12 protein-coding genes are annotated in these 12,216 nt (G+C 54.3%); 3 read left to right on the plus strand and 9 right to left on the minus strand.

Features of this window, described 5'->3' with window-relative positions:
- From hutU to hutI, 4 genes are all read right to left on the minus strand, one after another.
- Entirely contained in the window at positions 1-1,686 is a 1,686-nt protein-coding gene (gene hutU / locus OGV74_RS18325) for a urocanate hydratase (RefSeq protein WP_003023061.1), read from the minus strand.
- 136 nt (positions 1,687-1,822) lie between these two features.
- Entirely contained in the window at positions 1,823-2,542 is a 720-nt protein-coding gene (locus OGV74_RS18330) for a histidine utilization repressor (RefSeq protein WP_003023059.1), read from the minus strand.
- Between the two features lie 87 nt (positions 2,543-2,629).
- The gene (gene hutG, locus OGV74_RS18335) at positions 2,630-3,571 is read right to left on the minus strand and encodes a formimidoylglutamase (protein WP_046669888.1); all 942 of its coding nucleotides are present in this window, start codon (positions 3,569-3,571) and stop codon (positions 2,630-2,632) included.
- Positions 3,568-4,791 carry an imidazolonepropionase gene (hutI, locus tag OGV74_RS18340; protein WP_044712625.1) on the minus strand — a complete coding sequence of 408 codons (1,224 nt, stop codon included), beginning with the start codon at positions 4,789-4,791 and terminating at the stop codon, positions 3,568-3,570. Before hutI ends, hutG begins: the two co-directional genes overlap by 4 nt.
- 224 nt (positions 4,792-5,015) lie before the next feature.
- Between hutI and OGV74_RS18345 the strand changes: the two genes are divergently transcribed.
- Positions 5,016-6,299 carry a putative acyl-CoA thioester hydrolase gene (locus OGV74_RS18345; RefSeq protein ID WP_003837077.1) on the plus strand — a complete coding sequence of 428 codons (1,284 nt, stop codon included), beginning with the start codon at positions 5,016-5,018 and terminating at the stop codon, positions 6,297-6,299.
- A gap of 82 nt (positions 6,300-6,381) precedes the next feature.
- On the opposite strand, the gene pgl is transcribed toward OGV74_RS18345, so the two are convergent.
- The gene (gene pgl, locus OGV74_RS18350) at positions 6,382-7,377 is read right to left on the minus strand and encodes a 6-phosphogluconolactonase (protein WP_286521332.1); all 996 of its coding nucleotides are present in this window, start codon (positions 7,375-7,377) and stop codon (positions 6,382-6,384) included.
- Positions 7,378-7,542: 165 nt separating this feature from the next.
- On the opposite strand from pgl, the gene OGV74_RS18355 reads away from it, so the two are divergent.
- On the plus strand, positions 7,543-8,361 hold the full coding sequence (locus OGV74_RS18355; protein WP_003845370.1) for a pyridoxal phosphatase: 819 nt from the start codon (positions 7,543-7,545) through the stop codon (positions 8,359-8,361).
- Here OGV74_RS18355 and modC read toward each other — a convergent pair whose 3' ends face one another.
- From modC to OGV74_RS18375, 4 genes are all read right to left on the minus strand, one after another.
- The gene (modC, locus tag OGV74_RS18360; protein WP_286521334.1) at positions 8,362-9,420 is read right to left on the minus strand and encodes a molybdenum ABC transporter ATP-binding protein ModC; all 1,059 of its coding nucleotides are present in this window, start codon (positions 9,418-9,420) and stop codon (positions 8,362-8,364) included.
- A gap of 2 nt (positions 9,421-9,422) precedes the next feature.
- Positions 9,423-10,112: a molybdate ABC transporter permease subunit gene (modB, locus tag OGV74_RS18365; RefSeq protein WP_003023032.1), complete on the minus strand. Its 690-nt coding sequence runs from the start codon at positions 10,110-10,112 to the stop codon at positions 9,423-9,425.
- A complete protein-coding gene (gene modA, locus OGV74_RS18370) occupies positions 10,112-10,885 on the minus strand; it encodes a molybdate ABC transporter substrate-binding protein (RefSeq protein WP_003023029.1) in 774 nt (257 codons plus the stop codon). Before modA ends, modB begins: the two co-directional genes overlap by 1 nt.
- Before the next feature lie 199 nt (positions 10,886-11,084).
- The gene (locus tag OGV74_RS18375; RefSeq protein ID WP_003023026.1) at positions 11,085-11,234 is read right to left on the minus strand and encodes an AcrZ family multidrug efflux pump-associated protein; all 150 of its coding nucleotides are present in this window, start codon (positions 11,232-11,234) and stop codon (positions 11,085-11,087) included.
- 130 nt (positions 11,235-11,364) lie between these two features.
- On the opposite strand from OGV74_RS18375, the gene modE reads away from it, so the two are divergent.
- Complete coding sequence (modE, locus tag OGV74_RS18380) at positions 11,365-12,153, plus strand: molybdenum-dependent transcriptional regulator (protein WP_286521336.1); 789 nt, start codon at positions 11,365-11,367, stop codon at positions 12,151-12,153.
- Positions 12,154-12,216 lie beyond the last annotated feature (63 nt).

Raw genomic sequence — 12,216 nt, forward strand, 5'->3', positions numbered from 1 at the left:
TCAGCGTTTCTCCTGCGTCGCGGTAACCATCGGCAAATTTAGCCCTTCTTCGACGGCGCATTCCACCGCAATGTCATATCCGGCGTCGGCGTGACGCATCACCCCGGTCGCCGGATCGTTATGTAAGACCCGGGCGATACGCGCCGCGGCTTCATCGGTGCCATCGCAAACAATCACCATCCCGGCATGCTGAGAGAAGCCCATACCGACCCCGCCACCGTGATGCAGCGACACCCAGGTCGCGCCGCTGGCGGTGTTAAGCAGCGCGTTCAGCAGCGGCCAGTCGGATACGGCGTCTGAGCCGTCACGCATAGCTTCAGTTTCGCGGTTCGGGCTGGCAACAGAACCGGAGTCCAGATGGTCACGGCCAATAACAATCGGCGCGGATACTTCACCGCTGCGCACCATTTCATTAAACGCCAGCCCTAGTTTCTGACGCCACTCCAGGCCGACCCAGCAGATACGTGCCGGTAAACCCTGGAAATTAATCCGCTCACGCGCCATATCCAGCCAGTGATGAAGGTGCTTATCATCTGCCACGATCTCTTTCACTTTGGCATCTGTTTTATAAATATCCTGCGGATCGCCGGACAGCGCCACCCAACGGAACGGGCCAATGCCGCGACAGAACAACGGTCGAATATAAGCAGGTACGAAGCCGGGGAAATCAAAGGCATTTTCCACGCCCATCTCTTTGGCCATCTGGCGAATGTTGTTGCCGTAATCAAACGTTGGCACGCCCATTTTGCTAAACGCCAGCATCGCCTCAACGTGCGTTGCCATTGAACGTTTCGCCGCCTGCACCGTGCCCTGCGGATCGGACACCGCTTTTGCCTGATACTCTTCCCAGCTCCAGCCAGACGGCAGATAACCATGCAGCGGATCGTGGGCGCTGGTCTGGTCGGTGACCATATCCGGGCGCACACCGCGCTTCACCAGTTCCGGCACAACGTCGGCGGCGTTCGCACACAGCGCAATGGAGACCGCTTTACCCTCGCGAGTGTATTTGTCGATACGCGCCAGCGCATCGTCAAGCGATGTCGCCTGCTCGTCCACGTAACGGGTACGCAGACGGAAATCGATTCGGCTTTGCTGGCATTCAATGTTCAGCGAACACGCCCCCGCAAGCGTAGCGGCTAACGGCTGCGCCCCGCCCATACCGCCCAGTCCGGCGGTCAGTACCCAGCGCCCGCTCAGGTTACCCTGATAATGCTGACGCCCGGCCTCAACGAAGGTTTCATAAGTCCCCTGCACGATGCCCTGGCTGCCGATGTAGATCCAGCTCCCGGCGGTCATCTGGCCGTACATCGCCAGCCCTTTGGCGTCCAGTTCGTTGAAGTGTTCCCAGGTAGCCCAATGTGGCACCAGGTTGGAGTTGGCAATCAGCACGCGCGGTGCGTTGTCGTGAGTTTTGAATACGCCTACCGGTTTTCCGGACTGGACCAGCAGCGTCTCATCGGTCTCCAGTTTGGTCAGCGCGTTGACGATGGCGTCATAGCATTCCCAGTCCCGTGCGGCGCGGCCAATCCCGCCGTAAACCACCAGCTCATGCGGATTTTCCGCCACATCGGGATCCAGATTATTCATTAACATGCGCAGCGGCGCTTCGGTTAGCCAGCTTTTGGCCGTTAAGGTGGTGCCGCGTGGGGCACGAATATCCTGCTGACGATATTTGCTATGGGACATGACAGAAAACTCCTCGCGAACGTCGGGTAGATAAGTAACATATACTTGTCTATACAAGTCACCGCAAGGATGATTTTAACAATTAAGATACATTTTTATTATATTGCGTCAGCAATCACGGTTTTCATCTCCTGTATCAGGACATAAACCGCCCTTGCAGTCGATAGCGGGAACCAGGGAACAGCAAACGGGCATGAGAGACAATGGATGACGCGGACCAGGTCTTGCGGCGGATCAGCAGGCAGGGATCGTGTTCTTTGATGTTCAGCAGCGCGCACTCTTCGGCGCTGGCGCGAACGGCCTCAACGATATGCTCACCTTCGGTCAAGGGGGCTATCAGCGACAGGTAAGCGTGCGGCGTAGTCTGGCTGTAATCCTGCGCCAGATACTCCGGCACAATTTCGGCATTCACGCAGCGATCTTCAATCTGTACTGGCAGATCGTTCTCGTAGTGCACCATGACAGAGTGAAAAATAGAGGTGCCTTCTTTGACGTTTAATACCAAAGCCTGCTGCGCGTTTGCCCGGGTTCTTTCCAGCGTCAGCACTTCGCACCGGTGCTGATGCTGACGGGCGTTGATTTCATCCGCGATGCTGCGAATTTCAAACAGCGCGGACTGACCTTTTGGCTCGGCGACAAACGTCCCCACGCCCTGCAAACGCACCAGTAAACCTTCATCCGTTAACTCACGCAGCGCCCGGTTGATGGTCATGCGGCTAAAACCATACTGCGCCACCAGCTCTGCCTCAGACGGAATGCGATCGTGAGGCTGCCAGATACCGCTGGCAATTTTTTCGCTGATCTCCTGTTTGACCTTTTCGTAAAAAGGAGCCGGAGCAGAACGGGATGGGAGCATGCGTGAGCCTTCCTTAAGCTGAAAATGTGAGTGGGTACAGTTTACAGGCATTACCCGAACCTGATAAGCGCAACGCCATCAGGTATGTCAGTGCCACCAGTGGGCGATTTGCCAGCCTAATCGCGCCGCAACCCGCGCCGCCCTGCCATCATCGTCAAAGCGTGGATTAAATTCAACCATATCCACCGCCTGTAGTTTACCGCTACGACACAGAGGCTCAATCAGTCTCAACAGCGTCGCCAACGGTACGCCAAGCGCGGCGGGGGCCGACACACCGGGCATTTCCCACACCGGCAGCACGTCGAGGTCGATTGTCAGATAGATGACATCCAGATTGGCAATAAACTGCGCTAACTGCGCCTGCGCCGTATCACAATGCAGATCCTCCACTACGGTCACACCGAGCCGCTGGGCCTCATCCCAAAGCGCCTGGGTGTTTGCCGCCCGGCTGACGCCGATACAGGCATAGTGAAATTCACGCTGTTGTTCATCGCAAAGCTGCGCCAACTGGCGAAACGGCGTACCGGATGTAGCCTGCCCGGCATGGCGCAAATCGAGATGCGCATCGAAGTTGACTATCCCCACTTTCGCCTGCGGGAACGCGTCCAGCACACCTGCACCATGGGCATATGCGGTTTCGTGTCCGCCACCCAAAACAAAGGTGCGCATATTTTCCTGCTGGCAACGCTGTACTGCATTGCGTAGTGTCTGCTGCGCGCCCTCAAGATCGGGGGCCTGCGCCACAATATTGCCCAGATCCACCAGTCGATGATGCCCATCGTGGCTGGCTAAATTCGCCAGCGCCTTGCGCAGCACATCGGGCGCTCCGGCAGCTCCCGTGCGCCCCTGATTACGTTTAACACCTTCGTCGCAGGCAAACCCGAGCAACGCTATCTGCTCGCGATACATTTCTGGGCTAAACGTCGGGCTCTGGGTGATAGTCTGAAACAGGCGCAGCGCATTCGGCGATTCGGCCCGGTCATCACGTCCCTGCCATAGCGCAGGTGAAGCAGGTTGCCAGTGAGTCATGCTATTTGTCCTTTGAATACGCGTTGGTAGAGCGGGTTGCGTCCGGGTTCATACAGGATCTCAACAGGAAGTGTTGCATCCCACACCACAAAATCGGCCACAAACCCGGCCTTCAATTGACCGTGGGTGGCGTGACGCCCCAGCGCCCGGGCCGCATGACGGGTTACGCCCGCCCATGCTTCTTCCGGCGTTAAGCCAAACTGAACGCAGGCCATATTCATCGCCCAGTGCAGGCTGATAAACGGGCTGGTACCGGGGTTAAAATCTGTCGCTACCGCCATCGGTACCTGATATTGACGCAGCAACGCTACCGGTGGGCGCTGCTGCTCTTTGAGGAAATAGAATGCGCCGGGCAGCAGCACGCCGACCGTACCGCTTTGGCTCATTGCCGCCACGCCCGCTTCATCGAGGTATTCAATATGATCGGCGGATAGTCCGTGGTAGCGGCTTACCAACTGCGCGCCGCCAAGCAATGACAGTTGTTCGACATGGCCTTTAATCGGAATGCCCAGCGCCTGGGCGGCTTGAAATACCCGTTCGCTCTGCGCGAGGTTAAATCCGACGCTTTCACAGAACAGATCAACGGTCTCAAACAGCCCTTGTTCCCACAGCTGCGGCAAAATGGTCTCGCACACCAGCGTAATATAGCCGTCAGGATCATCCCTGAATTCCGTTGGCGTCGCATGCGCAGCCAACAGCGTCGGGCTGATTTCAACGATATTCTCTGCCGCCAGCGCTGCCACCACGCGCAATATTTTCTCTTCTGTCGGCAAATCCAGGCCGTAGCCGGATTTTATTTCCAACAGCGTAACACCTTCTTTGATCAGCTGTTCCATCCGCTGATGAGCTACGTGTAAGAGTTGTTCATCCGTGGCGCTGCGGGTCGCCGATACGGTGGCATTGATCCCCCCACCCTGAGCGCTTATCTGCTGGTAGGAGACACCATTTAACCGCTGCTCCCATTCACCTGCGCGGTTTCCGCCAAAGACGAGATGCGTATGGCAATCAATCAGGCCTGGCGTAATCAGCCGGCCCTGCATATCAAAAGTATTGTCATGTGTGAGATATAACGATGATTCCGGGACGATATCGCGAATCTTGCCCTGGCGGACGATCAGCGCGTGACCATCCACCAGCCCATATGGGGTACCACGTTCAGGATCCATAGTCGCCAGACGAACATTGCGCCAGATAACATCATCAGGGAAGAATTGCTGCATTCGACTCACCACTTGTCATAGGTTGTATAGACATTTATTTTTGATTATAGGGATGTTGTCAACCTGAAGAGCCATAATTGTTATCTATTTGTGATATAAAGACTCTCCGCGCCAGACATTGCTGCGATAAAAAACAACTTTTTACCTTTTCGCCTTCCCGTTTCGCTCAACTTAGTATAAAAAAGCAGGCTTTAATGGATAACTTTCAAAGCCCGGAGCAACCTGTGAACATATCATCAGTTTCCCGTCTGGCGCTGGCAATGGCTTTTGGCGTGACGCTGACCGCCTGTAGCTCTACGCCGCCCGATCAAATTCCTTCCGATCAGACCGCGCCAGGTACCTCTTCGCGCCCGATCTTGTCGGCCAATGAAGCGAAAAACTTCGTTGCTGCGCACTATTTTTCCGCGCTGACGCCAAACACCGCGCCATGGAGCCCTTCTTCAATTTCTTTGCCTGCACAACCTGACTTCGTCGTTGGCCCGGCAGGCACTCAGGGCGTAACCCATACCAGCATTCAGGCTGCGGTGGATGCGGCAATCATCAAACGTACGAACAAACGTCAGTACATCGCGATTATGCCGGGCGAGTATCAGGGCACGGTATACATCCCGGCAGCAACGGGTAGCCTGACGCTGTACGGTATGGGCGAAAAACCGCTGGATGTAAAAATTGGCCAGGCCATTGACGGTGACATGAGCACCGCAGACTGGCGTCGTACGGTGAACCCAGGCGGTAAATATATGCCGGGTAAACCTGCGTGGTATATGTTTGATAATTGCCAGAACAAACGTGGCACAAATATTGGTGTGATGTGTTCTGCCGTCGTCTGGTCGCAAAACAACGGTCTGCAATTGCAGAACCTGACCATCGAAAACAACCTCGGTGACAGCGTTGATGCGGGTAACCACCCGGCCGTTGCACTGCGTACCGATGGCGATAAAGTGCAGATCAACAAGGTCAATATTCTGGGTCGTCAGAATACGTTCTTTGTAACCAACAGCGGCGTACAAAACCGTCTGGAAAACGATCGTCAGCCTCGCACGCTGGTAACCAACAGCTACATTGAAGGTGATGTGGATATCGTTTCTGGTCGTGGCGCAGTGGTGTTCGAGAACACCGATTTCCGTGTTGTGAATTCTCGTACGCAGCAGGAAGGTTACGTGTTCGCACCGGCTACTCTGTCAAACATCTACTACGGTTTCCTGGCGATTAATAGCCGCTTCACGGCAAGCGGCGATGGCGTGGCGCAGTTAGGCCGATCGCTGGATGTCGATTCCAACACTAACGGTCAGGTCGTTATCCGTGACAGCGTGATTAACGAAGGCTTTAACATGGCAAAACCATGGGCTGACAGCGTTATCGCAAAACGCCCATTTGCCGGTAATACCGGTGCGGAAGATGACAAAGGTGAAATCCAGCGCAACCTGAACGACACCAACTTCAACCGCATGTGGGAATACAACAACCGCGGTATCGGTAGCAAAGTGGTTGCCGAGCCGAAGCAGTAAACGTCATTCTCTTATGTAAACCCGGCAGAATCATGCTCTGCCGGGCAGTATGCCGGATGCTCATCCGGCATTCGACGCAGAATTAGTACGCGTTAACCACCACCCACATCGGGCCTTGTCCTACCGCGTAACGACCGTTCTCTGTCAACAGTCCTTGTTCGCCTGCAATCTTATACACCGCGATATGGTGCGATTTTTGCCCGGCGGCAATCAGGTATTTTCCGCTGTGATCGATATTAAAACCACGTGGCTGAGTTTCGGTAGGCTGGAAACCCTCTTTAGTCAGTACGCTACCGTCTTCAGACACGCTAAAGACCGTAATCAGGCTGGCGGTGCGATCACAGGCATACAGATGACGCCCATCAGGTGTGATATGAATATCTGCTGCCCAACGGGTATCAGCGAAATCTGCAGGCATCATATCCAGCGTCTGCACACACTCAATTTTGCCGTACGGATCTTTCAGCTCCCAGACATCAACAGAGCTGTTCAGCTCGTTCACACAGTAGGCATATTGCTTATTCGGATGGAACGCCATATGACGCGGGCCCGCGCCTTCCACGGTAGTCACTTCAGCCGGTTCCTGCGCGACCAGATGGCCATCATCGCTTACATCAAACAGGCAGATACGATCCTGTTTCAACGCCGGAACCCACAGGGTACGGTTATCCGGAGAGATGTTGGCTGAGTGGCAACCATCCAGACCTTCAATCACGTCAACCAGTTCCACCGGCAGACCATCTTCCAGACGCGTGACGCTCACGCTGCCAGCGTTATAAGAACCCACGAACACGAAACGTCCCTGATGATCGGTAGAAATATGCGTCGGGCTACCCGGCAGCGCAGACTCTGCCGCGAAGGTCAGCGCACCGTCATCAGGCGCAATACGATAAGCCAACACGCGAAACTCCGGGCGCACGCCAACATAGAGGTAACGATTATCCGGGCTGACGACCATCGGCTGTACCTGACCCGGCACATCAACCACCTGTGTCAGCGTCAGAGAACCATCGTGATTCAGGCTCCAGACGTGGATTTGCTGACTTTCAGGGCTGGCGGTATAAACGGTTTGCTTCATGAATACTCCTTTGCTTTTTGGCAGGTGGCTGCAATTGCCTGACACACGCCTAAGGTAGACGCTTTTAACGGTGAATGCTTAATTAAGGCTCAGAATTTTGTCCGGCTCCCGTCTCGGTGTACCATTCCAACAGACATAATTCTCAACCTTAATCTGGATAAACCTATGACCGCACGCGTGATTGCCCTGGATTTAGACGGTACCCTCTTGACCCCGAAAAAAACCTTGCTGCCATCCTCTCTCGAAGCGCTCTCGCGCGCCAGAGAAGCAGGCTACCAACTTATCATTGTCACAGGTCGCCATCACGTTGCTATTCATCCTTTTTATCAGGCACTGGCGCTGGATACACCTGCAATTTGCTGTAACGGTACCTATTTGTATGATTATCAAGCAAAAAAGGTGCTGGAATCCGATCCCCTTCCGGTAGACCAGGCATTACAGCTGATCGAAATGCTGGATGAACATCAGATCCACGGGCTGATGTATGTGGATGAGGCCATGCTGTATGAGCGCCCTACCGGGCATGTAGTGCGTACCGCTAACTGGGCACAAACGCTGCCGCCGGAACAGCGCCCGACCTTCACCCAGGTTCCTTCGCTGGCGCAGGCGGCGCATGACGTTAACGCCGTCTGGAAATTTGCTCTGACCGACGAAGATATTCCGAAACTGCAGCAGTTTGGCCGGTATGTCGAGCAACAGCTGGGGCTGGAGTGTGAATGGTCCTGGCACGATCAGGTCGACATTGCCCGTAAAGGCAACAGTAAAGGACGACGCTTGACCCAGTGGATAGAAGCACAGGGCGGGTCAATGGAAAACGTGATTGCCTTTGGCGATAACTTTAACGATATCAGCATGCTGGAAGCCGCAGGCACTGGCGTGGCGATGGGCAACGCGGATGACGCGGTCAAAGCCCGCGCCAACATCGTGATTGGTGATAACACCACCGACAGCATCGCAAAATTTATCTACTCTCACCTGCTGTAATCAGGCGGTAATCGATACGCTCTTAATTTGCGCGTACAACCACAGGCCAGGTTTGATACCCAGTTCATCCCTGGCCCACGGGCTGATCTTCGCCCACAGCGTCTTACCGCCCACCTCAAGCTGAACTTCCACCTGACCGTTATCGTCATAGCATTGCGCGACTTTTGCCCGGAGAACATTACGAATACTGGTCTGTTGCGGCGGTTGCAGTACCAATGAAACATCAGAGGCCTGAATACGAATACGCAGCACGGTTTGCAGCGGTTGCTCCAGCTTGTTGACCCACAGATGCTGATCGCCAAGCGCCAGCGCGGTCATCGCGTAGTGTGGATGATGTTCCAGCACGCTGACTTTCAGAATACTGCTTTGCTGTTCCTTAGGCAGCCAGGGGTGCATCACGCTGCTGCCCCAGACATCTTCCAACGAACCAAACGCTTTGACCTGCCCGTTTTCCAGCACCATCACTTTATCTGCCAGGTGCAAAATCTCATCAAGCGAGTGGCTGACGTACAGCATCGGAATATTAATTTCCCGCGCCAGGCGTTGCAGATAAGGCAGTAGTTCGCGTTTACGCGGTATATCCAGCGAGGCTAACGGCTCATCAAGCAGCAATAACTCAGGCGCGGTCAGCAGCGCCCGACCGATGGCGACACGCTGCTTTTCACCGCCAGAAAGACCGCCTGGTAGACGGTCAAGCAGCGGTTCAATGCCCAACAACACCACCAGCTTATCAAACTGTCCGGCCATGCTTTTCGCCATTCCGTAACGCAGGTTGCCGCGCACTTTATAGTGCGGGAACAGGCGCGCATCCTGGAAAACATAGCCCACCCGGCGTTTTTCCGGCGTTAAACAGATACCGTTCTCGACGTCGTTTAAGACCCGACCGTTGAGCACGATGCGCCCGGACTGCGGCTGCGTCAGACCACTGATGGCGTTAATCAGTGAGGTTTTGCCCGCACCGGAAACACCAAAAATAGCGGTGATGCCGCTGGCTGGCAGCGTTTCGTTGAGCGTCAGACAATGCGTCCCCAGCGTCTGGGAGAAATTAAGTTCAAGCATGATTATCGCCCCGTCCGCTCACGGCTAATACGCGCCAGCCATTCAGAAATCAGCAGCGAAATCAGCGCCAACACAATGGAAATGATACATAATCTCGCCGCCGCGCTTTCGCCACCGGGGGTTTGGATCAGGGTATACATCGCCGAAGGAATGGTGCGGGTTTCGCCAGGAATATTGGAAACAAAGGTAATGGTTGCACCAAATTCCCCAAGGGAACGCGCAAACGCCAGCACCGTACCAACAATAATGCCGGGCAGCATCAGCGGTAACGTAATGGTCATAAAGACGCGCCAGCGTCCGGCTCCCAGCGTGCGGGCCGCCTGCTCCAGCTTGACGTCGACACCTTCCAGCGCCAGACGAATAGCCCGCACCATGAGCGGGAAGGACATCACCGCAGCGGCCAGCACCGCCCCACGCCAGCTAAAGGCAAAAGTGATGCCAAACCAGTCGTACAGCCATTCGCCAATGAATCCGCGTCGTCCCATAGAGACCAACAGCAGATACCCCACCACCACAGGCGGCAGAACCAGCGGCAAATGCAGTACGCTGTCGAGCAGCGCTTTGCCTGGGAACTTGCATCGCACCAGTAGCCAGGCAAAGAAGATCCCAAATGGCAGACTAAACAACACGGCCAGGGAAGAAACTTTCAGGCTCAGTATAACGGCCTGCCATTCAGGATCGGTCAGTATCATTACTTGGTCGTAAATCCATAACGTTTAAAGATTTCAGCAGCCTGCGGTCCTTTCAGGTAATCATAGAACGCGCTAACCGTTGCGTTTTTGTGCCCATCAACAATCGCGATAGGGTATTCCACTTTTTTGTGCGAATCTTCCGGGAAGGTCGCCACAACTTTTACGCCCTTGCTGGCGACGGCGTCAGAACCATAGACGATCCCCAGCGGCGCTTCGTTACGCTCTACCAGCGCCAGCGCACCGCGCACGTCTTCAGCAGGAGCCAGTTTCGGGGCCAGGGTATCCCATGCACCCAGTTTTTGCAGCGCTTCTTTGGCATAAATGCCTGCCGGAACATGTTCCGGATCGCCAACAGCCAGGCGTCCACCGTTCAACAGACTGGTCCAGTTGGTTTTGCTGTCGATGGTGAAGTCTTTCTGTGCGCTGGCTTTCGGCGCAACCACCACCAGGCTGTTACCCAACAGCGTTTCACGCGTTGCGGTATCAATCGACTTCTTGTCTACCGCGTAGTCCATCCATTTCTGATCGGCAGAAATAAACAGATCGGCCGGTGCGCCTGCTTCAATCTGACGCGCCAGTGTGGAAGAAGAAGCAAAAGAGGAGACAACATCAACGTTCTTCTCTTTTTTATATTGCGTTGCAATGTCCTGCATCGCGTTGGTCAGCGAAGCCGCTGCGAAAACGGTAATCTTTCCTTCATCCGCCAGCGCATGTCCGGCAACAGTAAGAGAAAGTGTTGCCCCTGCAAACAAGCGTAACCATGTACGTGCCATCTGTAACTCCTTTGCGTTTCGTTATGTAGGCGCAAATATAACGAGTAAACCAGGATTTTCCCAGTGGTTATTGATACCAATTAGAGGTTACACAAAGAAAATATCGGCAGGGAAAGTAGGATCTTGAGAAACTGTAGCGAGAGGAAACGAGTAGGAAGGCAAAAAATATAAACGCCCGACTGAGCGGGCGTTTGGGGAATCAATGATTCTGTCTGGACTGGTCTTTCTGACCGATACCGGAGAAAATGTTGAACACTTCACCCAGTCCGTAAATCAGACCCAGAATGATGGCCATTACCACAGGTACCATGATTACGGCGAATACCAGACTTTTCAATAACTCTAACATGGTCAACTCCAGATATAGTCCTTAGTTGTATTCTAACCACATAACGCAGAAAAGCACTCCCCTTTTGTGCGGTCGGCTTTGCTCAGGCACGGTTTTCCGTCACAATACCCTTTTTTGCCAGGAGCTTGTGATGCAGGCCGAAATCCTTCTTACGCTGAAACTTCAGCAAAAACTGTTTGCTGATCCCCGTCGCATTTCTCTGCTTAAGCACATTGCGCTTTCCGGTTCCATCAGTCAGGGCGCGAAGGATGCAGGTATCAGCTACAAAAGCGCCTGGGATGCGATTAACGAAATGAACCAGCTCAGCGAGCAGACGCTGGTTGAACGTGCCACAGGCGGTAAAGGCGGCGGTGGCGCGGTGTTAACGCGCTATGGCCAACGTTTAATCCAGTTATATGATTTACTGGCGCAAATCCAACAAAAAGCGTTTGATGTTTTGAGCGATGACGATGCGCTACCGCTCAACAGCCTGCTGGCAGCTATCTCGCGTTTTTCACTGCAAACCAGCGCCCGTAACCAGTGGTTTGGCACTATTACCGCTCGCGACCACGATCAGGTCCAGCAGCATGTTGACGTCCTGCTGGCCGATGGCGAAACGCGCCTGAAAGTGGCAATCACTGCGCAAAGCGGCGAGCGTCTGGGTCTTGAGGAAGGCAAAGAAGTACTGATTTTGCTGAAAGCGCCGTGGGTGGGAATCACTCAGGACGACGCCATCGCTCAGGCTGCCGATAACCAGTTGCAGGGCACGATTAGCCATATTGAACGCGGTGCGGAACAGTGTGAAGTGCTGATGACGTTGCCAGATGGCCAGACGCTCTGCGCGACGTTGCCGATAGATCAGACCCACACATTAACTGAAGGCGCTAACGTCACAGCATATTTTAGTGCGGACAGAGTGATTATCGCCACACTGTGCTGAGTTAATTGACATCAGCCTGAAGAACACGTATCCCTGTTATTCATCGCTGCAAATAATGGGATA

The sequence above is a fragment of the Citrobacter sp. Cf116 genome (assembly GCF_030336505.1).
Lineage (GTDB): Bacteria > Pseudomonadota > Gammaproteobacteria > Enterobacterales > Enterobacteriaceae > Citrobacter > Citrobacter freundii.

What these genes read in the sequence shown, in the direction of transcription:
- pgl (WP_286521332.1), bottom strand. Translation starts at nt 7,377, where the DNA reads ATGAAGCAAACCGTTTATACCGCCAGCCCTGAAAGTCAGCAAATCCAC.
- hutI (WP_044712625.1), bottom strand. Translation starts at nt 4,791, where the DNA reads ATGCAGCAATTCTTCCCTGATGATGTTATCTGGCGCAATGTTCGTCTG.
- hutU (WP_003023061.1), bottom strand. Translation starts at nt 1,686, where the DNA reads ATGTCCCATAGCAAATATCGTCAGCAGGATATTCGTGCCCCACGCGGC.
- OGV74_RS18355 (WP_003845370.1), top strand. Translation starts at nt 7,543, where the DNA reads ATGACCGCACGCGTGATTGCCCTGGATTTAGACGGTACCCTCTTGACC.
- hutG (WP_046669888.1), bottom strand. Translation starts at nt 3,571, where the DNA reads ATGACTCACTGGCAACCTGCTTCACCTGCGCTATGGCAGGGACGTGAT.
- modA (WP_003023029.1), bottom strand. Translation starts at nt 10,885, where the DNA reads ATGGCACGTACATGGTTACGCTTGTTTGCAGGGGCAACACTTTCTCTT.
- modB (WP_003023032.1), bottom strand. Translation starts at nt 10,112, where the DNA reads ATGATACTGACCGATCCTGAATGGCAGGCCGTTATACTGAGCCTGAAA.
- modE (WP_286521336.1), top strand. Translation starts at nt 11,365, where the DNA reads ATGCAGGCCGAAATCCTTCTTACGCTGAAACTTCAGCAAAAACTGTTT.
- modC (WP_286521334.1), bottom strand. Translation starts at nt 9,420, where the DNA reads ATGCTTGAACTTAATTTCTCCCAGACGCTGGGGACGCATTGTCTGACG.
- OGV74_RS18375 (WP_003023026.1), bottom strand. Translation starts at nt 11,234, where the DNA reads ATGTTAGAGTTATTGAAAAGTCTGGTATTCGCCGTAATCATGGTACCT.
- OGV74_RS18330 (WP_003023059.1), bottom strand. Translation starts at nt 2,542, where the DNA reads ATGCTCCCATCCCGTTCTGCTCCGGCTCCTTTTTACGAAAAGGTCAAA.